This is a genomic window from Catellatospora sp. IY07-71 (genome assembly GCF_018326265.1).
Classification (GTDB): Bacteria; Actinomycetota; Actinomycetes; order Mycobacteriales; family Micromonosporaceae; genus Catellatospora.
Window position 1 is genome coordinate 2,801,044 of the sequence record NZ_AP023360.1, and the last position, 20,809, is coordinate 2,821,852.

Genomic DNA, 20,809 nt, shown 5'->3' on the forward strand with positions numbered 1-20,809 from the left:
GGTCAGGGGCGGGGGTCGTCGATGGTGCCCTCGAAGACCTCGCCGGCGGGCTGGGCGGGGAGTGCGTTCGGCGGGACCGTGTGACGGCGGTAGCGCTTGAGGCGGTGCTCGTCCTTGGGCGGGCGGTCGTTGGCCAGGATCACGGCCAGCCAGGGCAGCAGCACCATGCCGAGGCCGCACAGCGGCAGCCACAGCCACAGCAGCGGCACCTTGGCCATGGCCAGCACCGAGCCCAGGATCAGGCAGCCCGCGCGCAGCAGCATCATCAGGATGTAGCGCCGCTCCCGGCGCTTGAGTTCGACTTCGGGGCTCTCCTCAGCGTCGGTGATCAGCACCGGCCTGTCCGCCTGCCGCTTCACGTCGCCTCCCAGCTGCCGAGATTCTCCACTCCCATCCTGCCCCCGCCCGTGCCGGTCCGCCTCCCCGGGGCCCGCCAACCGTGACCGGCGGGCTGGGCCGGCTGCAGTTTCGGGGAAAGTGCAGCGTCGTGCGCCATCAGGGGTGCAGTTTCCCCGAAACTGCACCCCGGCCGAGGCAGGCGGTGAGGGGACGGGTCAGGTGGCGGGGAGGGGTGGGCGGGCGCCGACGAGGCTGACCGCGGCGGCGCCGGTGCGGCAGCCCGCGAGCAGGGCGTCGTGCTGGGTCGCGCCGGCGGACCAGGCGGCCAGCAGACCGGCGGCGAACGCGTCGCCCGCGCCGGTGGCGTCCACGATGGGCACCGGCTCGCCGGCCACGTGCACCACCCCGGCCGGGCCGGCCCACAGGGCGCCGTGCGCGCCGAGCTTCACCACCACGTCGCCGCCGATCGCGTACGACAGCGCCATGGCCTGGTCGGCGGGTGTGCCGGGGCCGGCCAGCGCGGCCGCCTCGTCGGCGTTGGCCAGCAGCAGGTCCACGCCGCGCACCCAGTCCAGGAACGGGTGCCCGGTGACGCCGTCCTCGATCAGCTCGGTGGTCACCGCGTGCAGCGGCGCCGCCGACGCGGCGTCCACGCTGGTGCGCAGACCTGCCGCGCGGGCCGAGGCGAGCGCGTACCGGCCGGTGGGCCGCGAGGGCTGGTCCAGCAGCGTGTACCCGGACAGGTGCAGCAGGCCCGCGCCCTGGGCGATGGCGGCGTCGACGTCGGCCGAGGCCAGCAGCAGGTTCGCGCCCCGGTCGCTGATCATCGTGCGCTCGCCGCCGTGGGTCAGCACCACGATGCTGCCGGTGCTGGCCCCGGGGCGGACGCTGACCTGGGTGCGTACGCCCGCCAGGTGCAGCTCGGCCAGCCGGTCGCGGCCGGCCTGGTCGTCGCCGACCGCGCCGACGAAGGTGACCGGGCTGCCCAGCGCGGCCAGCCAGGCGGCCGTGTTGGCGGCCTGGCCGCCCCCGGCGACGTGCACCGTCGCCGGGGTGTCCGAGCCCGGCGCCAGCGGCGCGCGCAGCACCGCGAGCACGTCCGTGACCAGGTCGCCCACGGTGAGGATCATGATGCCCCCGTTCGGGGAGGTCAGCGCGCGGCGGCCGCGACGGCGATCTGCGCGGCCAGGGCGGCGTTGCGCAGGATGATGCGTACGTTCACGGCCAGGCTCTGCCCCTGCGTGGCCGAGTGGAAGTGCGACAGCAGCACCGGGGTGACCTGCTTGCCGGTGACCCGGTCGCGCTCCACGACGGCCAGGCCGTCGGCCAGCGTGCGGTCGTGCAGGGCCGGGTCGAGCTGCTCGTCCTCGGGCAGCGGGTTGGCCACGACCAGCGCGGCCCGGTGCGCGCCCTGCGCCCGCTGCGCGCGCATGGCCGCCGCGATCTGCTCGGGCGACTCCACCCGCCAGTCCACGCCGAACCCGCTGTCGCGGATGAAGAAGCCCGGGAAGCGGTTCGTCTGATACCCCACCACGCCGACGCCGAGGGTCTCCAGGCGCTCCAGGGTGGCCCCCACGTCGAGGATCGACTTCACCCCGGCGCACACCACCGTGATCGGCGTACGCGCCAGCGTGGTCAGGTCGGCGGACTCGTCGAAGGTGTGCGATGCCTCACGGTGCACGCCGCCCAGGCCGCCGGTGGCGAACACGCCGATGCCGACCGCGGCCGCGACGGCCGAGGTGCCCGCGACCGTGGTCGCCCCGTCCGCGCCCAGCGCCGCCGCGACGGCCAGGTCGCGCGCCGAGAGCTTGGCCACGTCCGTGCCGGTCGCGAGGCGGGTCAGCGCCGCGTCGTCCAGGCCCACCACGAGCTGCCCGCCGACCATGCCGATGGTCGCGGGGACGGCGCCGTGGTCGCGCACCGCCTGCTCGATCTCGCGGGCCACGCGCAGGTTGTCGGGCCGCGGCAGACCGTGGGAGACGATCGTGCTCTCCAGGGCGACGACCGGCTGCCCGTTCTCCAGCGCGGCCTTGACCTCGGGATTGAGGTGGATGCTCACATCAGTCACGATCATGAGGGTACTGCCGGGGCGGGCCCGTCCCGCGCGCGGCGGCCCCGGTGCGGCCCGCGACACAGGTGCCGCCACCAGCGACGCGAGATATCAGACTGGGCCGTCAGCGGGTGACCTGAGACAATGTTCGGGTGACCACACCAGTGACCAACCCCAGCACCATCCTTGATGAGCGCGTCGCGACGGAGTATCGCCTCGACGAAGGCGACCACGAGCGCATGTCCCACTACGCGCCCAAGGACAAACTGATGGAAGCCATGATCGAGGGAACCCCGGTGCGCGCCCTGTGCGGCAAGGTCTGGGTGCCGTCGCGTGACCCCAACCGGTTCCCGGTCTGCCCGGAGTGCAAAGAGATCTACGAGAACCTCACCGACTGACCGGTCCGCGCCGAGCGTGCGGCTGCCGCCGCGCGGCACGGGGGCTCGGCGGCTGGCGAAGGGGAAGCGGCCATGACCGCGAGTGTGGTCGTCGTGGGCAGCGCGAACATGGACCTGGTGGTGGCGACGCCCGTCCTGCCGCGCCCCGGCGAGACGGTGCTCGGCGAGGGCTTCCTCGCCGTCCCCGGCGGTAAAGGCGCCAACCAGGCGGTCGCCGCGGCCCGCGCGGGCGCCGACTGCCACTTCCTGGGCGCAGTCGGCCTCGACGCGTTCGGTGACGAGCTGAAAGGCTGCCTGGCCGCGGCCGGCGTCGGGCTCGACGGGCTGCGCCGGGTCGCCGGCCCTTCCGGAGTCGCCCTGATCGCGGTGGACGCCGCCGCGGAGAACCTCATCGTCGTCGCCCCCGGTGCCAACGCGCACTTCAGCAGCCTGGACGCGGGCGACCGGGACCTCATCGCCGCCTGCGACGTGCTGCTGTGCCAGCTGGAGATCCCGCTGGAGACGGTGACCCAGGCCGCCCTCGCCGCCCGGCACGGCGCCACCACGGTCGTCCTCAACGCCGCCCCGGCCAGGACCCTGCCCGACGAGCTGATCGCCGCCGTCGACGTGCTCGTGGTCAACCAGACCGAGGCGACCATGCTGGCCGGGCTCGACGGGGCAGGTGACGCCGCCGGTGACGGCCTCGCTCCCGTCAACGACGTGCCGCTGCTGCTGGACGCGCTGCTCGCCCGGGTGCCGCGGGTGGTGCTCACCCTGGGCGCGGCCGGTGCCGCGTACGCCGCACGCGACGGGGAACGGCTGGAGGTCGGCGCACCGCCGGTCGACGCCGTCGACACCACCGCCGCCGGGGACGCGTTCACCGGTGCGTTCGCACTGGCCTGGGCGCAGGGGCGGCCGGTCGCCGAGGCGCTGCGCTGGGCCTGCGCGGCGGGCGCGGCGTGCGCGTCGCGCTGGGGCGCGTCCAGCTCGCTGCCCACCCAGGCCGAGATCGACCTCCTGTACGACCGCACCTACCAGAACGACCCAGCCTGACCCCCAACGACCACCGCCCCCCACCGACCACTGACCGCCGCCGCGCGGCGGCGCGGGCCCTCGCGCCCTCCGCTCGATCATCCGACTTGCCTGGCACATGGGCGAAAGCGCGCTCAAGATACGCCCTCTGCCAGGCAAGTCGGACGATCTTGGCGCCGCCGAGCGCGGGCGGGCGCCGCGGCGGCGTGCCTGACGGCCTCAGGAACTCGAGCGGGCGGCGAGGCGGCGCACGGCCGGGACCGCGGACGCCGTAGCCTGCGCCGGTGGAGAGTTCGACGGCACTGCTCATCGGCGACCTCGCCGGGGTCGCCGTCTTCGCCGCGTCCGGCGGGTCCGCCGCGGTGGGCAAGCGGCTCGACCTGTTCGGCGTGGTCTTCGTCGGGTTCGTCGCCGCGCTCGGCGGCGGCATCCTGCGCGACCTGGTGATCAACCAGGTGCCGCCGCTGGCCTTCGCCGACTGGCGCTACCCGGCCACCGCCGTCACCGCCTCGCTGGCCGTGTTCTGGCTGCACCCGCACCTGGACCGGCTGCGGCGTACGGTGCTCAGCCTGGACGCGGCCGGGCTCGGCCTGTTCACCGTCACCAGCACGCTCAAGGCGCTGGACGCCGACGTGCCGCCGGTGGGCGCGTGCCTGCTCGGCATGCTGACCGGCATCGGCGGCGGCCTCGTCCGGGATCTGCTGCTCAACGAGATCCCGGTGGTGCTGCGGCGGGAGATCTACGCGGTCGCCTCGCTGCTGGGGGCGATCGCGGTGGCGCTGCTGGTGGGGACCGGCCACGCGAATGTGGCCACGCTCACCGGCGCGGCACTGCTCGTCTTCGTGGTACGGATCACCGCCCTCTACCGGCACTGGTCCGCTCCCCGCCCCCGCCTGGGCGCCGGCGCCACCCATCCGGGGCCCCATCCACCCCCACCCACCCCCTGACCCAGCCCACCGCCCCACCTCACCGCCCCGCCGCCCCGCGCCGCGCCGCGCCGCGCGAAGATCGCGAGTTGGTGTCGGAATGTGGGGCTGGACCCCAGGTTTCGACACGAACTAGCGATCCTCGGCCGGGAGCCGGGCGCCGGGGCGGGCCGGGTTTTCGGGGTGTGCCAAGGGACTCGGCACGTTCGGCGGACAGTGGCGGTGTTCTGTCCCGGCGAGCCGATAGACTCAGGACCCGCCTTCGCGCTCGGCGCCATCCCGGCCGACCCGAGGGCTCTTTCGTGCTGACCCCCGCCTGAGCAGGAGGCTTCCGCCGTGGCGCTGGCCCGCCCCGTCCCCGAGTCGTTCCCGTCGCTGCGCGCGTGGCAGCGCAAGGCTCTGGTCGAGTACCTGCGCCGGCGTACCCCCGACTTCCTGGCGGTCGCGACGCCCGGCGCCGGCAAGACGACCTTCGCCCTGCGGATCGCCGCGGAGCTGCTCGCCCACGGGACGGTCGACGCGGTGACCGTGGTTGCCCCGACCGAGCACCTGAAGCTGCAGTGGGCGCAGGCCGCGGCCCGGGTCGGCATCCAGCTCGACGCGATGTTCCGCAACGCCGACGTGCACACCAGCTCGGATTTCCACGGCGTGGTGGTGACGTACGCGCAGGTCGGCATGGCGCCGCAGGTGCATCTGCGGCGCACGCTGACCCGCAAGACGCTGGTGATCCTGGACGAGATCCACCATGCGGGCGACTCGCGCAGCTGGGGCGACGGCGTGAAGTCGGCGTTCGAGCCCGCCGAGCGGCGGCTGATGCTCACCGGCACCCCGTTCCGCTCGGACGAGAACCCGATCCCGTTCGTCACGTACGAGCGGGTGGGGGAGGTGCAGCGCTCCCGCGCCGACTCGGTGTACGGCTACTCGGACGCGCTCGCCGACGGCGTCGTCCGTCCGGTGATCTTCCTCGCGTACTCGGGCGAGACCCGCTGGCGCACCAGCGCCGGGGACGAGCTGGCGGTCCGGCTGGGCGAGCCGCTGACCCAGGATCTGATCGCCCAGGCGTGGCGCACCGCGCTGGACCCGAAGGGCGACTGGATGCCGGCCGTGCTGCGGGCCGCCGACGCGCGCCTGCAGGTGCTCCGCGAGGGCGGCATCCCCGACGCGGGCGGCCTGGTGATCGCCTCGGACCAGACCACCGCGCGGGCGTACGCGAAACTGATCGAGACCGTCACCGGCGAGAAGGCCGTGGTGGTGCTCTCGGACGACGTCGGCGCGTCGGCGAAGATCTCCGAGTTCAGCGGCTCGACGCAGCGCTGGATGGTCGCGGTGCGCATGGTGTCCGAGGGCGTCGACATCCCGCGCCTGGCCGTCGGCGTGTACGCCACCAGCGCCTCCACCCCGCTGTTCTTCGCCCAGGCGATCGGCCGCTTCGTGCGTGCCCGCCGCCCCGGGGAGACCGCCAGCGTCTTCGTGCCCAGCGTGCCCCACCTGCTGGGGCTGGCCAGCGAGATGGAGCTGGAGCGCGACCACGTGCTCGGCGGCCCGAAGGCCAAGGACGGGCTCGACGACGAGCTGCTGGAGCGAGCGCAGCAGTCCGAGAACGCCAGCGGCGAGCTGAACAAGTCGTTCGAGGCGCTGTCGGCCACCGCCGAGCTGGACCAGGTGATCTTCGACGGCGCCACCTTCGGCCTGCCCGCGCAGGTCGGTACGCAGGAGGAGGAGGACTTCCTCGGCCTGCCCGGCCTGCTCAGCGCCGACCAGGTGGCCGCCCTGCTGGCCAAGCGCCAGGCCGAGCAGGCCGCCGCGGTGCGCCGTAACCGGGCCGGGGCCGCCGAGCAGGCCCCCGCGCAGCGCGAGCCGGTGCGGGACATGTCGTCGGCCGAGCGCCGCATCCACCTGCGCCGCCAGCTCAACGCCCTGGTCGCGTCCCACCACCACCGCACCGGCCTGCCCCACGGCAAGATCCACGCCGAGCTGCGCTCCAAGTGCGGCGGCCCGCCCAGCGCTCAGGCCACCATCGAGCAACTCGAAGAGCGCATCGCGACCATCCAGTCCTTCTGACCCCACGCGCGCCGATCGTCGCGCGCGCGTGGATCGTCCGATCCGCCGCCGAGATCGTCCGACTTGCCAGGCAGATGGGCGAATGCGCGCCCAAGATACGCCGATGTGCCAGGCAAGTCGGACGATCAAGGCGCGGTGCGGGGCGGCGCGGCGCCGGGCACGCACGCCGAGGGGGGCACCGCTTGGCGGTGCCCCCCTCGGGTCAAGCTTTGTAGGGTTACTTCGGGTTCGTGTCGGCGCCCCGCCACGTGAACTCGGGGTCGGCCGCCACCTCCACGGCAATCTTGACAAGGTCGTCGGCGTACTTGTTGGCGTGGTGTCCGCAGAACACCAGCTCGCCCCCACCGGCCAGCTTCACACGCATCTTGCCCGCCGCGTTGCAGCGGTCGCACCGTTCATCGGCGGCTGGGGCAGCCACCGTCGCCGGCGGCGGCGTGAGGGTCTGGGTCATCGCCTTCCTCCTCTGGTCGTCACCGATGCTGAAATACATCGTCGATCCTTCGAGTCCAGCAACGCCGAACCCGCCATTGTCATTCAGCTCGTTACCCACGAAGACCTCAACGCCGGCCGCGTCGGGGGCCTTCCCGGCTGGGCCTCGGGGGGACCGGGGTCACAGTCGGTGGGCGGTAAAGCCTACCTGGTCAGACGGGCTACCTGGGGAGATGACCCGTCCTGGACAGTGTGCCGTTCCACCAGAGTGCCACGTCAACCATCGCGAGTCGAACAGAAACAGATCGCGTAGCCGTCTATATACGTACGGTGAGCGGTTCTGTACGTTCGGTGGATGCCGTTCGTCCGATTCGCGATGAATGTCGACTTGACCTGCCGGGATCAGTCGAGGTAGTCGCGCAACACCTGCGAGCGCGACGGGTGCCGCAGCTTCGACATCGTCTTCGACTCGATCTGCCGGATGCGCTCGCGGGTGACCCCGTACACCTGCCCGATCTCGTCTAAAGTCCGCGGCTGGCCGTCGGTGAGGCCGAAGCGCAGCCGCACCACGCCCGCCTCGCGCTCGGACAGCGTCTGCAGCACCTGCTGGAGCTGGTCCTGCAGCAGCGAGAAGGAGACCGCGTCGACGGCCACGACCGCCTCGGAGTCCTCGATGAAGTCGCCGAGCTGGCTGTCGCCCTCGTCGCCGATGGTCTGGTCCAGCGAGATGGGCTCCCGGGCGTACTGCTGGATCTCCAGCACCTTCTCCGGGGTGATGTCCATCTCCTTGGCCAGCTCCTCCGGGGTGGGCTCGCGGCCCAGGTCCTGGAGCAGCTCGCGCTGGATGCGGCCGAGCTTGTTGATCACTTCGACCATGTGCACCGGGATGCGGATGGTGCGGGCCTGGTCGGCCATGGCGCGGGTGATCGCCTGCCGGATCCACCAGGTGGCGTACGTGGAGAACTTGTAGCCCTTGGTGTAGTCGAACTTCTCGACGGCGCGGATGAGGCCGAGGTTGCCCTCCTGGATCAGGTCCAGGAACGCCATGCCGCGGCCGGTGTAGCGCTTGGCCAGCGAGACCACCAGGCGGAGGTTGGCCTCCAGCAGGTGGTTCTTGGCGCGCTCGCCGTCGCGGGAGACCCACAGCAGGTCGCGCTGCATGTCGCGGGTGAGCTGCAGGCCCTCCTCCTCGGCCTGGCGCAGCCGCTCCGCGGCGAACAGGCCGGCCTCGATCCGCTTGGCGAGCTCGACCTCCTGCTCCGCGTTGAGCAGCGGGACCTTGCCGATCTGCTTGAGGTAGGCCCGGACGGAGTCGGCCGACGCGGTCAGCTCGGCGTCCTTGCGGGCCTGCTTGAGGGCCTCGGACTCCTCGGCGTCCCACTCGAAGTCGTCCGCGGCGGCGGCGTCGGCCTCGGCGGCCTGGGCCATCTCCACGGGCTCGTCGACGACGACGTCCTCGAGGTCGGCGGCCAGCTCCTCGACGGAGAGGTCGACGCCGTCGGGCTCGTCGCCCTCGCCGGGCTCGCCCTTGGGCTTGGCGGCCTTGGCCGGAGCCGCCTTGTCGGCTGTCTTCTTCTCGACAGCCTTCTTGGCGGCGGCCTTCTTCGCGGGTGCCTTCGCGGCCTTGGCGGACGACTCGTCGGCGGTCTCCTCGGCCTTGGCGGCGGCCTTGGCCGGAGCGGCCTTCACGGCCTTGGCGGGTGCGGCCTTCGCCGGGACGGCCTTGGCGGCGGGCGCCTTGGCGGCGTCAGCGCCGTCGGTCTCGGCGGGCTTGGCCTGCTTGGGCGGGGCGGGCTTGGCGACCTTCGCCGCCGCGGGCTGCGCGGTCTTGGCGGTGGTCGCCTTGGAGGCGGGCGTCGCGGCGCGGGCCGCGGCCACCTTGCGACGGCCGTTGGCCGAGTCGTCGACCTCGACGGTCACGCCCGCCTCGAGCAGTGCGCGCAGCAGCTTCTTGGCCTGGGCGGGGGTGACGTCGGCAGCCTCCACGGTGCGCGCCACATCCGCAGGCGTAAGCCGGCCGCCGGCGCCTGCGGCTTGGGCGATCAGCATGTCGGTGAGCGAACGAACGTCGGCGCTGATCTGGCGGGCTTCAGTCACGGACGACCTTCCGGAGGCGAGGTACGAGCAGAGATCATACGGCTTAGCGCCACGGCGCGGCTGCGCGTCGCGATGGGTCAGCCAGTGTGAAGTGTGGATGCGCCTCGTGCCATCGGCACGTGGCAGGCGTGAATTGTAGCGCCGTACTCGGCGATCATCTCGGCGCGCACGCCGCAGGCGGTCCGCGAGCGGAGCCGGGGGCCTTGGCAGGATGGCACCAGGTGACGAGGAGGACGGTCGTGAACGAGCTGGAACTGCTGGACATCGCGGTACAGGTGGCCGGTGAGGCGGCCGACACGGCCCGCCGTATGCGCAACGAGGCGATCACCGATGTGGGCACGAAATCCACCGCGACCGACGTGGTGACGGCCGCGGATCGCGCGGTCGAGGAGCAGGTGATCGCCGCGCTGGCGGCACGGCGTCCAGGTGACACGGTACTCGGTGAGGAGTTCGGCGGCGCGGCCGTTTCCGCGCCCGCGGGCGGGGTGCGCTGGATCGTCGACCCGATCGACGGCACCGTGAACTACCTGTACGGCCTGGAGTACTACGCCGTCTCGATCGCCGCGGAGGTCGACGGCGAGATCGTGGCGGGTGTCGTACGCCACGCCACGACGGGGGAGACGTGGACCGCGGCGAAGGGGCACGGCGCGTTCCGGGACGGCGTCCGGCTGACCGGCTCCCGGGCCGTCGAGCTGCCCCTGTCGCTGATCGGCACGGGGTTCGGCTACGCCAGGGAGCGCCGCGCGCACCAGGCCGCGGTCGCCGCGCACGTGCTGCCGCGGGTGCGCGACATCCGGCGGATGGGCTCGGCCGCGCTGGACCTGTGCGCGGCGGCGGAGGGCCGGCTGGACGCGTTCTACGAGAAGGGCCTGGCCGAGTGGGACCTGGCCGCCGGCGGCCTGATCGCCCGCGAGGCTGGCCTGCTGGTCACCGGCCTGTCGGGGCGGCCGGCCGGGCCCGACATGGTGCTGGCGGCCCCGCCCGCGCTGCACGGCCCGCTGGACGAGCTGCTCACCGGTCTCGACGCGGACGCCGGTCCGTAGCCCCGCAACGAGCGAAGCTCCCCTCCTGCGGTCAGTGCAGGAGGGGAGCTTCGCCGGTGAGAAACGGGCCCGGGGCGGCGCCGTTCGGCTCAGGGCTGCTGGGCGCAGGTGCCCGGGGGCAGGATCGGGTTGCCCAGCGCGGCGACCGCCTGCCGCATCTCGGTGGGGGTGGCAAGCTGCTTGAACTCGCCGCCGATGATCACATCGATGGTGTCGTCCTCGCGCTTGATGTTGAAGCCGTCCTCCTCGACCGCGTTCAGGAAGTACGCCCGCAGCAGCTGCGCCGCGCCGACCGCCTTCGGCCCGTACCGCAGCTGCGCGACGATGTCGGGCTGCTTCTTCGGGTCAGTGCCGGTCTTCTCGACCTTGAACTTGCGGTTCGTGAAGTCGTCTGCCACGTTGCGGGCCAGATCGACCTTGTTGGTGGCGTTGTAGACGTTGATCTTCACTTCGCTCTCGGAGTCGGGCAGCTTGTTGTTGACGGGGACGTAGCCCGCCGGGCAGCTCTCGACGACGGGAGCCTCGGCCTGCGTGTCACGATTGAGCGTGATCACGGCCAGGGTGATGCCGATGATCGCCAGGGTGCTGATGAGGGCGATCGCTCGAATTCGTGCCATTTGCATCTCGGTGCCGCTCCCCGTGAGCCAGAGTGTCCGCATCGCCGCCACCGTTGACGGCATGCGCCAGAGGTTATCGGTTGACCGGCCCGGTGGGGGCCGCGACCCGACAGACGGCCGGAATTGGCCGGAAGGTTCCGGCGCGCCGACCGTGATCGGCGGGCGGCTGCCCCTACCTTGGTCTCGCCTGACCCGACGGCCCTCCAAAGCTGTCGGCTCAGTCACATCGGGAACAACTTCGCGTGCGGGAGCGTACAACTCCCACACGGGCGCGCTAAAGTACCGCGCTCGTTGAGAGTGAAACGTCGCGTACGCAGACGGACCAGACACGAATTGGGAGTGTGACAATCGATGGCCACCGACTACGACGCCCCGCGCCGTGACGAGGCCGACCTCGGTGAGGACAGCCTCGAAGAGCTGAAGGCTCGGCGTGTCGACAACCAGTCGGGCAGCGTGGACGTGGACGAGGTCGACCTGGCCGAGGCGTTCGAGCTGCCGGGTGGCGACCTCGCCGACGAGGAGCTGACGGTCAAGGTCGTGCCGATGCAGGCCGACGAGTTCCGCTGCTCGCGGTGCTTCCTGGTGCACCACCGCAGCCAGCTGGCCGGTGAGCGCAACGGCGAGCCGATCTGCCGCGAGTGCGCCTGATCAGGGCGTGCCGCGGACAGGCTGCGGACGGCGCATCGCCGCGCCGGCGGACTCCCGAACCGCTTGACGTGATGCGGTGAGATGGCGCAGATATCAGGGAACACGGATTCCGACGGGCACGCCGCGCCGACGCGGCGTGCCGCGCGGGAGCCGGGTCCCCCGATGACCCAGACGCCCGTCGCGGTCATCCACGCCACCTCAGCCGACGGGAGTCAGCCATGACCACCAGCCCCTCACCGGTGCCCGACGACGAGACGCCGGGCACCGCCGGCAGGCCGGATGAGCTGGCCGCGGCGGTGGCGGGGCTCGCCGACGCCGACCTGGACAAGGCAGGCCGCCGCAGGCTGCTCGGCCGGATGCTGGTGGGGCTGCGCGAGCGCGGGGTCAAGGAGGTCTTCCTGCCCCGCAAGGCGATCGGCTGGATCACCGAGGCGGTGGCCGACCTCGCCCCGCACGTGCCCGTGCGCAATCTGGAGACGCTGCGCCTGCACTACCCGGGCCTGGACGACGAGGCGCTGGCCGAGCGGCTCATCCGCAACGCCGCCCGCGCCGCGGCCGGGGTGGGCGCGGTGGGCGGCGGCATCGCCTCGGTGGAGTGGATGGCCCCGCCGACGCTGCTGTCGACCCCGGTGGTGCTGGCCACCGAGACGGTCGCCGTGGTGGGCATCGAGCTCAAGCTCGTCGGCGAGCTGCACGAGGTGTACGGCAACCCGGTGCTCGGCACGCCCGCGCAGAAGGCGGTCAGCCTGATGCAGGCCTGGGCCGGCCACCGCGGCATCAGCCCGATGCTGCCCGGCGCCGCGGCCGCCACCGTGCTCGGCACGGCCACCCGCAAGCAGCTGCGCGACATGATCGTCAAGCGCTTCGGGCGCAGCCTGACCACGCTGGGCCCGCTGCTGACCGGCGCGGCCGTGGCCAGCTACCTCAACCGCAAGGCGACCCGGCGGCTCGGCGACGACCTGCGCCGGGACCTGAAGCTGCGGCGGGGCGGCAACCCGCCCGCGCTGCCGCCGTCAGCCTGAGGGCCGCAGCGCCCGCGCCAGCTCCTCCGGGCGGCGCGAACTGATCACCCAGTACGGCGTGACGTCGTCGGGGTCGTCCAGCACCACCTGCACGGCCCCGCCGACCCACGGCCGCTGGATCACGAACGCCATCGGGTCGGCGCTCGGCCCGAGCAGCTCGCGCTTGGTCTCCGCGTCCAGCGGGACGACCTGCGCCACGTGCCGCAGCGGCAGCACGGCGTCGTCCACCCGCAGCTGCTCGCCGTCCACCGTGATCCGGATCCGGCCCAGCCACCACAGGCCGTAGGCCGCCAGGGGCAGCACGACCACGTACGCCACCCAGCCGCGGGGACCCGCCGCACCCAGCCCGACCTGCGCCGCGAGCACGGCGGCGGCCAGCAGGCCGGGCACCCACAGCCACCACGGGGTCGACAGGCGCTCCGTGTGCCGGGGCACAGGCCGTGCCGCACCGACCCCTGTCGGCGTTGTGCCTGAGGACGCCATACCGCTGCCTGGGTGTGTCACAGCATCGAGGGTAGGACCCGCCGGGTCCGCCGGACGCGGCAGGATAGTGGCAAGGAGACGCAGCTCCCGTCATGAGCGCGCGTCACAGCACTCCCCCCGGAGGTTTGACCGTTGTATCCCCCTGCGACCCCGCCCGTCGTGGTGCCGATCCGCCGGCTCGACCCCGACCTGCCGCTGCCGTCGTACGCCCATCCGGGCGACGCCGGCGCGGACCTGTACGCGGCCGAGGACGCCGCGATCGCGCCCGGTGAGCGCCGGCTGATCCGCACCGGCGTGGCGATCGCCCTGCCGGACGGATTCGTCGGACTCGTCCACCCTCGGTCGGGTCTGGCGGCGAAAATGGGGGTGACTGTGCTGAACGCTCCCGGCACCGTGGACGCGGGCTACCGGGGCGAGATCCTGGTGCAGCTGATCAACCACGACCGGTCTGCCACCGCGAAGATCTCGCGCGGGGACCGCATCGCGCAACTTGTCGTGCAGCGGGTGGAGCGGGCACACTTCCACGACGTCGCCGAACTGCCGGACTCCGCGCGGGGCACCGGCGGTCACGGCTCGACGGGGAACTGAGGAGGAACAGTGATCTTCTCGCGAAAGCGTGCCGCCACCGGGCGTCACGCCAAGGCGGAGGAGCCGCGCTTCGAGGACGCCCGCGCCGCGCGGCGTGCCGCGCTGCTGGGTGAGGACCACGAGCCCGAGGAGCGGCCGCAGACGCCCGCTGCGGGCGCGAACGGGTCCGCCCGTCCCCTCGGCTCGATCTTCGGCGACGACGGCCCGTACGACTTCGAGGAGGCGCCCGACGCGCCCCGCCTGGATCTGGGCAGCCTGCTGCTGCCCGCCGTCGAGGGCGTGGAGATCCGGGTGCAGGCCGGCGAGCAGGGCACGATCCAGCAGATCGCGCTCGTGCACGGCCACAACGCGCTCCAGCTCGGCGCCTTCGCCGCGCCGCGCTCCGAGGGCATCTGGGACGAGGTGCGCGAGGAGATCCGCAAGTCGCTGTTCGCCGACGGCGTGGGGGCCCAGGAGGTCCCCGGCCGCTGGGGCACCGAGCTGCGGGCCCGGCTGCGCACCCCCGAGGGCTTCAACGACCTGCGCTTCATCGGCGTCGACGGCCCGCGCTGGATGGTGCGTGCCGTGTTCCAGGGTCCCGCCGCGGTCGACCTGACCGAGGCCGGCCCGCTGGAGCAGATCCTGACCGGCCTGGCCGTACGCCGCGACGAGAGCGCCCGCCCGGTGCGGGAGGCGCTGCCGCTGCGCCTGCCGCCGGACATGGCGCAGCGCGCCGCGGCCGAGCGGGCCGCGGTCGAGGCGGCGGCCCAGGAGCCCGCCGAGCAGCCGTCCGCGCCGCAGGCCCACGGCGGCGAGCAGTACGGCCAGAACCAGCTGGTGCCCGGCCGGGTGCCGCCGACGCCCGCGCCGACGCCGTTCGGCACGATGGCGCCCACCGGGGCCGCCGGCTCCGGCGTGCCCGCCTCGGGTGACGCGCCGCGCCGCAAGCCCTCCCCGCGCCCGCGCCGGGACTGACCTGCCCGGGAACCCGCTCCCGACCGGGGTGCCGTCCCGTGGGGCGGACCGCCGGGAGGCGCACCAGGTTCCTGCCCCCGGGGTGCCCCGCTGCGGGGCGCCCCGAAGTAGGCTGGCAGTTACGCGCCGACCGGGGACCTCGCCCCGGCGGGGAAGGATGAGAGCCAGGTCATGTCGACCGACCAAGCGCGACCACGGGCCAAGGGGCTGCGTGGGATGCTCCACCGGCTCACCGCCAGCGATCAGGAGCTGGAGTCCGAGGAGCTGCGCCGTGACACCGAGCTCGCCGGCTGTGTCTGCGCCGACACCGTGCACCGTGGGGAACTCGTCAACGTCAGCGGCCGGCTCCGCACGGTGGTCTACACCCCGCGCACGAACCTGCCCACGCTGGAAGCCGACCTCTACGACGGCACGGATCTGATCACGCTGGTCTTCCTGGGGCGGCGGCACATCAACGGCATCGAGCCCGGACGGGGTCTGTCCGTCCGGGGCCGCGTCGCCGTGCGCGACGGCCGCAAGGTCATCTACAACCCGTACTACGAGCTGGAAGCGGCCGCGTGACGAGCGGGCCGACGATCGGCGTGCGTTCGGCGTGCGCCGCTGACAAGCACCGCGAGGAGCAGGCATGACCGAGCGCACCGAGCGCGGCATGGACACGACGGAGGAAGAGGAGCTTCCTCCGTTCGCCGAGCAGATGGCACAGCAGCTGGGCGGCCTGCGCGGCATGACCGAGGCCGCGATCCCGGTGATCGTGTTCGTGCTCACCAACCTGCTGCTGGGCCTGCGGTTCCCGGCCGAGGAGTCCCGCATCGCGCTGCAGTGGGCGATCATCGCGTCCGCGACCGTGGCGGTGGGGGTCGCGATCATGCGGCTGGCCCAGCGCAAGCCGGTCCGGTTCGCGATCAACGGCCTGTTCGGCATCGCGCTGGGCGCCTGGATGGCCTGGGACTCCGGCAAGGAGGTCGACTTCTACCTGCCCGGCATCTGGATCATCATCGGCCAGATCGTGGTGCTGGTCGGCTCGATCCTCATCGGGCACCCGGCCGTGGGCTGGTTCTGGTCCGTGGTGGCCAACGGCGGGCGCAACGACTGGCGCGACAACGCCCGGTTGGTCCGGGTGTTCACGCAGCTCACGGCGCTGTGGGCGGCGGTGTTCGCGGTCAAGGTGGTGGTCCAGGGCAGTCTGTGGATGGCCGAGCAGGGCACCGCGCTGGGCATCGCCCGCATCGTGATGGGCACGCCGCTGTTCGCCCTGCTGCTGGTGATCACGTTCGGGGTGGTCCGCCGCGTCCGCCGCGACCAGGAGGCCAGCCCCGCCTGACCGGGCGGCGGGTCAGCGGCGGCGGGAGCGGGTCTTCTCGACGCTGTCGGCGCCCAGGATGACCGAGCGCACCTGCTCCTCGACCTCGACGGTGCAGACGAACACCAGCTCGTCGCCGGACTCGACCGGGTCGTCGGGGGTCGGCGTGAGCACCCGGCGGCCGCGCACGATGGCGACCAGCGCGCTGTCGGGCGGCAGCGGGATGTTGCGGATCGGCTGGCCGACGTGCGGCGCGTCCTCGGGCAGGGTGATCTCGACCAGGTTGGCCTCGCCCTGCCGGAACGTCATCAGCCGGACCAGGTCGCCGACGGTGACCGCCTCCTCGACCAGGGCGGCCATCAGGCGCGGCTTGGACACGGAGACGTCCACGCCCCACTGCTCGGTGAACAGCCACTCGTTCTCGGCGCGGTTGACCCGGGCGACCACCCGCGGCACCGCGAACTCCGTCTTGGCCAGCAGCGACACCACCAGGTTGACCTTGTCGTCGCCGGTGGCGGCGACCACCACGTCGCACGCGGCGAGGTTGATCTCCTGGAGGCTGGACAGCTCGCAGGCGTCGGCGAGCACCCAGTCGGCGGCGGGCACCCGCTCCGGGCGCAGCATCCGCGGCTGCCGTTCGAGCAGCATGACCTGGTGGCCGTTCTCGATCAGCTCCTGGGCGATGGAGCGCCCGACGTTGCCGGCCCCGGCGATGGCGACGCGCATGAACAGGGTCTCCTTCTCAGACGGCGGCCGGCGGCGCGGCTGCGATCTTGGTGACGGCGTCGGCGATCTCATCGGTGACCAGCATGAAGACCTGGTCGCCGTCCTGCAGCACGGTGGAGGCGGTGGTCAGCGTGCCGATGCCGAAGCGCATGACGAACGCCGCCCGGGTGCCGGTGGCCTCCTCCAGCGTGTGCAGCGGGTGGCCGATCCAGGCCGGGTTGACCGGGGTCTCGATGATGGCGACGGTGCTGGTGGGGTCGCGGTAGAGCTCGGTGTGGCCCTCGGGCACCAGGTGGCGCACGATGCGGTCGGCGGTCCAGCGCACGGTGGCCACGGTGGGGATGCCGAGCCGCTCGTACACCTCGGCGCGGCGCTGGTCGTAGATGCGGGCCACGACACGCTGCACGCCGAACGTCTCCCGGGCCAGCCGGGCCGAGATGATGTTGGAGTTGTCGCCGCTGGACACGGCGGCGAAGGCGTCGGCGCGCTCGATGCCGGCCTGCATGAGGACCTCGCGGTCGAAGCCCATCCCGGTGACCGTGGTGCCCGCGAAGTCGGGGGAGAGCCGCCGGAACGCGTCGGCGTCCTGGTCGATGATCGAGACCGAGTGCCCGCGCGCCTCCAGGCTGTGTGCGAGCGTCGAGCCGACCCGGCCACACCCCATGATCACAACGTGCACGTCACGCCTCCTGACAATGCCGTCGTACCGGCCATCTCAGCCTGCCATGCGCGCGGGCGGCGCGCGACATCAGCCTGCCACGTGCCCCGGGGGCGCGTGGCGGCGGCTCGTACGCCGCGCCGCCACTCGTCCGACCGGGCAGGGGTGGGCCGACCGCTCGTCGTAGGCTCCCACATGTGGCGAGTCCTACCTCCCTGCTGAAGCGGTTGCTGCTCGGCAGGCCGTTCCGTTCCGACCGGCTGCAGCACACCCTGCTGCCCAAGCGCATCGCACTGCCGATCTTCGCCTCGGACGCGCTCTCCAGCGTCGCGTACGCGCCCGGCGAGATCCTGCTGACGCTGTCGATCGCGGGTGCGGCGGCGTACGCGTACTCGCCCTGGGTGGCGCTGGCGGTCGTGGTGGTCATGCTCACCGTGGTGGCCAGCTACCGCCAGAACGTGCACGCCTACCCCTCGGGCGGCGGCGACTACGAGGTCGCCACGGTCAACCTGGGCTCCAAGGCGGGCATCGGCGTGGCCAGCGCCCTGCTGGTCGACTACGTGCTCACGGTGGCGGTGTCCATCTCCTCCGGCGTGGAGAACCTGGGCGCGGCCGTCCCGTTCATCGGCGAGCACAAGGTGTTCTGGGCGGTGGGCCTGATCGCCCTGCTGGCCGCGCTGAACCTGCGCGGCCTGCGCGAGTCGGGCAGCATGTTCGCCGTCCCGACCTACCTGTTCATGTTCGCCATGCTGGGCCTGATCGGCTGGGGCATCGTGCGGATCTTCGTGCTCGGCGAGGACCTGAAGGCGCCCAGCGCGGAGCTGACCATCCTGCCCGAGCACGGGCTGCAGGTCGGCGCCACGTTCGCCTTCGGCTTCCTGCTGGTGCGCGCGTTCTCCTCCGGCTGCGCGGCGCTGACCGGCGTCGAGGCCATCTCCAACGGGGTGCCCGCGTTCAAGCCGCCGAAGTCGAAGAACGCGGCGACCACGTTGCTGCTGCTGGGCGTGCTGTCGATCATCATGATGGTCTCCATCGTGGCGCTGAGCCTGAAGACCGGGCTGCAGTACGTCGAGGACCCGCAGGAGCAGATCGTCGGGGCAGGGCCGGGCTACGTGCAGCCCACCGTCACCGCGCAGCTGGCCGAGACCATCTTCGACCACTTCCCGCCCGGGTTCTACCTCGTCATCGCGGTGACGGCGCTGATCCTGGTGCTGGCGGCGAACACGGCGTTCAACGGCTTCCCGGTGCTCGGCTCGATCCTGGCGCAGGACCGCTACCTGCCGCGGCAGCTGCACACCCGCGGTGACCGGCTGGCCTTCTCCAACGGCATCATCATGCTGGCCGCCTTCGCCGCGGTGCTGGTGGTCGCCTTCCAGGCGGAGACGACCCGGCTGATCCAGCTATACATCGTGGGCGTGTTCGTGTCGTTCACGCTGTCCCAGATCGGCATGCTGCGGCACTGGAACCGGCTGCTGCGCACCGAGCGGGACCAGTCCGCGCGCCGCCGGATGAAGCGGGCCCGCGCCATCAACGGGTTCGGCGCGGTGCTGACCGGGTTCGTGCTGATCCTGGTGCTGCTGACCAAGTTCACCCACGGCGCCTGGATCTCGATCGTGGCGATGGCGGTCATCTACGTGGTCATGGTGGGCATCCGGCGCCACTACGACACGGTGGCCCGCGAGCTGGTGCCGTCGGAGGAGCGGCCGGTGCTGCCGGCCCGCAACCACGCGATCGTGCTGGTCAGCAAGCTGCACCTGCCCACCATGCGGGCACTGGCGTACGCGAAGGCGACGCGGCCGGACACGCTCACCGCGCTCACCGTCAACGTCGACATCGCCGACACCCGGGCCATCCAGGCCGAGTGGGAGCGGCGCGGCATCAGCGTCCCGCTGACGGTGGTCGACTCGCCGTACCGCGAGATCAGCCGCCCCATCATCGACTACGTGAAGTCGCTGCGCCGGGCCTCGCCGCGGGACGTGGTGACGGTCTACATCCCCGAGTACGTGGTCGGCCGCTGGTGGGAGCACCTGCTGCACAACCAGTCCGCGCTGCGGATCAAGGGCCGCCTGCTGTACGAGCCGGGCGTGATGGTGACCAGCGTGCCGTGGCAGCTCGCCTCGACCAGCGCCACCGACCTGGACCGGCTGGACCGGGAGCTGGTGCGCAGCCCCGCCCGCGGCCCGCGCGCCGGGGAGGAGTCGTAGGTGGCCGAGCTGTACGAGGGGGACAAGGTCGAGGTCACCGTCGGCGCGGTCGCGCACGGCGGGCACTGCGTGGCCCGGCACGAGGGCCGCGTGATCTTCGTGCGGCACGCGCTGCCCGGCGAGCGGGTGGTGACGGAGATCACGGAGATTCACAAGGCGTACCTGCGCGGCGACTGCGTCGAGGTGCTGGACGCGTCGCCGGACCGGATCACCCCGCGCTGCCCGTACGCCCACGCCAACGGCTGCGGCGGCTGCGACCTGCAGCACGTCGCGCCCGCGGCGCAGCGGGAGTGGAAGACGGCGGTGGTGCGCGAGCAGCTGACCCGGCTGGGCGGGCTGGACGCGGCGGCGGTGGACGCGCTCGGCGTGACGGTCGAGGCGCTGCCCGGCGGCGACGAGGGCTGGCGCACCCGGGTGCGCTACCGCGCGGACGCGCTCGGCCGCCCCGGGCTGCTCAAGCACCGCTCCAACGAGGTGGTGGCGATCAGCCGGTGCGCCATCGCGCACCCGGAGATCCAGGCGCTGGACGTGCTGGAGCGCCGATGGCCGGATCGTGACGTGATCGACGTGGTCAAGCCGTCCAGCGGGCGGGCCCAGCTGGTGCAGGACCCGCCGCAGGAGATCGAGGAGCGGGCCGCCGGGCACGCGTTCACCATCTCGGCGGGCGGGTTCTGGCAGGTGCACCCGGCCGCCGCCGACGCGCTGACCGGTGCGGTGCGCGAGCTGCTGGCGCCGCGGCCGGGCGAGCACGCCTGGGACCTGTACGGCGGGGCCGGGCTGTTCGCCGCGGCGCTGGCCGACGCGGTCGGGGTGACCGGCGCGGTGACCATGGTCGAGTCCGCGCGCGACGGCGTGGCGGCCGCCCGGGGCAACCTGGCCGGGCTGCCGGTGCGGGTGGTCGAGGCGACCGTGGAGAAGGCCCTGCACCGGGACCGCAGGCCCAAGGAGCGGCTGCCCCGGCCGGACGTGGTGGTGCTGGACCCGCCGCGCACCGGGGCCGGGGCGGCCGTGGTGCGCGCCATCGCGGCGGCCGCTCCGCGCGCTGTGGCGTACGTCGCGTGCGATCCGGCGGCGCTGGCCCGGGACGTGCGCACGTTCCGGGATCAGGGCTGGGAGCTGCGGGCGCTGCGGGCCTTCGACCTGTTCCCGCAGACCCACCACGTGGAGTGCGTGGCCCTGCTGGCGCCCGCGGACGGCGGCCGCTGACCAGCCGTCCGGGTCACCGCCCGGGGTGCGTCACGGGCGGTGCGGGAGT

21 protein-coding genes and 1 pseudogene are annotated in these 20,809 nt (G+C 72.9%); 13 read left to right on the forward strand and 9 right to left on the reverse strand.

The window, feature by feature from the left end:
• Window positions 1-2: 2 nt before the first annotated feature.
• The 3 genes from CS0771_RS12670 to CS0771_RS12680 form a co-directional block, all read right to left on the reverse strand.
• Window positions 3-359, reverse strand: coding sequence for a DUF3099 domain-containing protein (locus CS0771_RS12670; protein ID WP_212841150.1), 357 nt, complete (start codon window positions 357-359; stop codon window positions 3-5).
• Between the two features lie 195 nt (window positions 360-554).
• Complete coding sequence (locus CS0771_RS12675) at window positions 555-1,469, reverse strand: carbohydrate kinase family protein (RefSeq protein WP_212841151.1); 915 nt, start codon at window positions 1,467-1,469, stop codon at window positions 555-557.
• Window positions 1,470-1,489: 20 nt separating this feature from the next.
• Window positions 1,490-2,413 (reverse strand): pseudouridine-5'-phosphate glycosidase, encoded by a 924-nt coding sequence (locus tag CS0771_RS12680; protein ID WP_212841152.1) that lies wholly within the window; start codon window positions 2,411-2,413, stop codon window positions 1,490-1,492.
• A gap of 128 nt (window positions 2,414-2,541) precedes the next feature.
• On the opposite strand from CS0771_RS12680, the gene CS0771_RS12685 reads away from it, so the two are divergent.
• The 4 genes from CS0771_RS12685 (at window position 2,542) to CS0771_RS12700 (ending at window position 6,785) form a co-directional block, all read left to right on the forward strand.
• Window positions 2,542-2,787 (forward strand): DUF3039 domain-containing protein, encoded by a 246-nt coding sequence (locus tag CS0771_RS12685; protein WP_212841153.1) that lies wholly within the window; start codon window positions 2,542-2,544, stop codon window positions 2,785-2,787.
• Window positions 2,788-2,859: 72 nt separating this feature from the next.
• On the forward strand, window positions 2,860-3,819 hold the full coding sequence (locus CS0771_RS12690) for a ribokinase (RefSeq protein WP_212841154.1): 960 nt from the start codon (window positions 2,860-2,862) through the stop codon (window positions 3,817-3,819).
• A 263-nt stretch (window positions 3,820-4,082) separates the two neighbouring features.
• Complete coding sequence (locus tag CS0771_RS12695; RefSeq protein WP_212841155.1) at window positions 4,083-4,745, forward strand: trimeric intracellular cation channel family protein; 663 nt, start codon at window positions 4,083-4,085, stop codon at window positions 4,743-4,745.
• A gap of 315 nt (window positions 4,746-5,060) precedes the next feature.
• Window positions 5,061-6,785: a DEAD/DEAH box helicase gene (locus CS0771_RS12700; protein WP_203742358.1), complete on the forward strand. Its 1,725-nt coding sequence runs from the start codon at window positions 5,061-5,063 to the stop codon at window positions 6,783-6,785.
• A 217-nt stretch (window positions 6,786-7,002) separates the two neighbouring features.
• Here the strand turns inward: CS0771_RS12700 and CS0771_RS12705 are convergent, their stop codons facing one another.
• Entirely contained in the window at window positions 7,003-7,236 is a 234-nt protein-coding gene (locus CS0771_RS12705) for a hypothetical protein (RefSeq protein WP_212845799.1), read from the reverse strand.
• A gap of 380 nt (window positions 7,237-7,616) precedes the next feature.
• On the reverse strand, window positions 7,617-9,311 hold the full coding sequence (locus tag CS0771_RS12710; protein WP_244870755.1) for an RNA polymerase sigma factor: 1,695 nt from the start codon (window positions 9,309-9,311) through the stop codon (window positions 7,617-7,619).
• Window positions 9,312-9,550: 239 nt separating this feature from the next.
• Between CS0771_RS12710 and CS0771_RS12715 the strand changes: the two genes are divergently transcribed.
• Complete coding sequence (locus tag CS0771_RS12715; protein WP_212841156.1) at window positions 9,551-10,354, forward strand: inositol monophosphatase family protein; 804 nt, start codon at window positions 9,551-9,553, stop codon at window positions 10,352-10,354.
• A gap of 89 nt (window positions 10,355-10,443) precedes the next feature.
• Here CS0771_RS12715 and CS0771_RS12720 read toward each other — a convergent pair whose 3' ends face one another.
• Window positions 10,444-10,971, reverse strand: a complete 528-nt coding sequence (locus tag CS0771_RS12720; protein ID WP_244870756.1) for a LytR C-terminal domain-containing protein — start codon at window positions 10,969-10,971, stop codon at window positions 10,444-10,446.
• A 351-nt stretch (window positions 10,972-11,322) separates the two neighbouring features.
• Here CS0771_RS12720 and CS0771_RS12725 point away from each other — a divergent pair, with 351 nt between their 5' ends.
• On the forward strand, window positions 11,323-11,619 hold the full coding sequence (locus tag CS0771_RS12725; protein ID WP_203742362.1) for a DUF4193 domain-containing protein: 297 nt from the start codon (window positions 11,323-11,325) through the stop codon (window positions 11,617-11,619).
• A 218-nt stretch (window positions 11,620-11,837) separates the two neighbouring features.
• Window positions 11,838-12,641 (forward strand): hypothetical protein, encoded by an 804-nt coding sequence (locus tag CS0771_RS12730; protein ID WP_212841157.1) that lies wholly within the window; start codon window positions 11,838-11,840, stop codon window positions 12,639-12,641.
• Here CS0771_RS12730 and CS0771_RS12735 read toward each other — a convergent pair.
• Window positions 12,633-13,124 (reverse strand): DUF3093 domain-containing protein, encoded by a 492-nt coding sequence (locus CS0771_RS12735; protein ID WP_212845802.1) that lies wholly within the window; start codon window positions 13,122-13,124, stop codon window positions 12,633-12,635. The genes CS0771_RS12730 and CS0771_RS12735 overlap by 9 nt on opposite strands.
• A 132-nt stretch (window positions 13,125-13,256) precedes the next feature.
• On the opposite strand from CS0771_RS12735, the gene dut reads away from it, so the two are divergent.
• From dut to CS0771_RS12755, 4 genes and pseudogenes are all read left to right on the forward strand, one after another.
• Window positions 13,257-13,712: a dUTP diphosphatase gene (gene dut, locus CS0771_RS12740; RefSeq protein ID WP_203742366.1), complete on the forward strand. Its 456-nt coding sequence runs from the start codon at window positions 13,257-13,259 to the stop codon at window positions 13,710-13,712.
• A gap of 9 nt (window positions 13,713-13,721) precedes the next feature.
• Window positions 13,722-14,480, forward strand: a pseudogene (locus tag CS0771_RS12745) (DUF3710 domain-containing protein); the annotation flags it as partial.
• A gap of 357 nt (window positions 14,481-14,837) precedes the next feature.
• On the forward strand, window positions 14,838-15,227 hold the full coding sequence (locus tag CS0771_RS12750; RefSeq protein WP_203742370.1) for an OB-fold nucleic acid binding domain-containing protein: 390 nt from the start codon (window positions 14,838-14,840) through the stop codon (window positions 15,225-15,227).
• 64 nt (window positions 15,228-15,291) lie between these two features.
• On the forward strand, window positions 15,292-15,987 hold the full coding sequence (locus CS0771_RS12755) for a DUF3159 domain-containing protein (protein ID WP_212841159.1): 696 nt from the start codon (window positions 15,292-15,294) through the stop codon (window positions 15,985-15,987).
• Between the two features lie 12 nt (window positions 15,988-15,999).
• Here the strand turns inward: CS0771_RS12755 and CS0771_RS12760 are convergent, their stop codons facing one another.
• Window positions 16,000-16,692: a TrkA family potassium uptake protein gene (locus CS0771_RS12760; protein ID WP_371821392.1), complete on the reverse strand. Its 693-nt coding sequence runs from the start codon at window positions 16,690-16,692 to the stop codon at window positions 16,000-16,002.
• A 16-nt stretch (window positions 16,693-16,708) separates the two neighbouring features.
• A complete protein-coding gene (locus tag CS0771_RS12765) occupies window positions 16,709-17,371 on the reverse strand; it encodes a TrkA family potassium uptake protein (protein WP_212841160.1) in 663 nt (220 codons plus the stop codon).
• Window positions 17,372-17,547: 176 nt separating this feature from the next.
• On the opposite strand from CS0771_RS12765, the gene CS0771_RS12770 reads away from it, so the two are divergent.
• Together CS0771_RS12770 and CS0771_RS12775 are read left to right on the forward strand one after the other, a co-directional pair.
• The gene (locus CS0771_RS12770) at window positions 17,548-19,554 is read left to right on the forward strand and encodes an APC family permease (RefSeq protein ID WP_212841161.1); all 2,007 of its coding nucleotides are present in this window, start codon (window positions 17,548-17,550) and stop codon (window positions 19,552-19,554) included.
• A complete protein-coding gene (locus CS0771_RS12775; protein ID WP_212841162.1) occupies window positions 19,555-20,760 on the forward strand; it encodes a class I SAM-dependent RNA methyltransferase in 1,206 nt (401 codons plus the stop codon).
• Window positions 20,761-20,809 lie beyond the last annotated feature (49 nt).

Bases quoted from the DNA above. Each gene is read 5' to 3' on its own strand.
- CS0771_RS12675 (WP_212841151.1), bottom strand. From the start codon at position 1,469: ATGATCCTCACCGTGGGCGACCTGGTCACGGACGTGCTCGCGGTGCTG.
- CS0771_RS12680 (WP_212841152.1), bottom strand. From the start codon at position 2,413: ATGATCGTGACTGATGTGAGCATCCACCTCAATCCCGAGGTCAAGGCC.
- CS0771_RS12690 (WP_212841154.1), top strand. From the start codon at position 2,860: ATGACCGCGAGTGTGGTCGTCGTGGGCAGCGCGAACATGGACCTGGTG.
- CS0771_RS12705 (WP_212845799.1), bottom strand. From the start codon at position 7,236: ATGACCCAGACCCTCACGCCGCCGCCGGCGACGGTGGCTGCCCCAGCC.
- CS0771_RS12720 (WP_244870756.1), bottom strand. From the start codon at position 10,971: ATGGCACGAATTCGAGCGATCGCCCTCATCAGCACCCTGGCGATCATC.
- CS0771_RS12725 (WP_203742362.1), top strand. From the start codon at position 11,323: ATGGCCACCGACTACGACGCCCCGCGCCGTGACGAGGCCGACCTCGGT.
- CS0771_RS12730 (WP_212841157.1), top strand. From the start codon at position 11,838: ATGACCACCAGCCCCTCACCGGTGCCCGACGACGAGACGCCGGGCACC.
- CS0771_RS12735 (WP_212845802.1), bottom strand. From the start codon at position 13,124: ATGGCGTCCTCAGGCACAACGCCGACAGGGGTCGGTGCGGCACGGCCT.
- CS0771_RS12750 (WP_203742370.1), top strand. From the start codon at position 14,838: ATGTCGACCGACCAAGCGCGACCACGGGCCAAGGGGCTGCGTGGGATG.
- CS0771_RS12755 (WP_212841159.1), top strand. From the start codon at position 15,292: ATGACCGAGCGCACCGAGCGCGGCATGGACACGACGGAGGAAGAGGAG.
- CS0771_RS12760 (WP_371821392.1), bottom strand. From the start codon at position 16,692: ATGCGCGTCGCCATCGCCGGGGCCGGCAACGTCGGGCGCTCCATCGCC.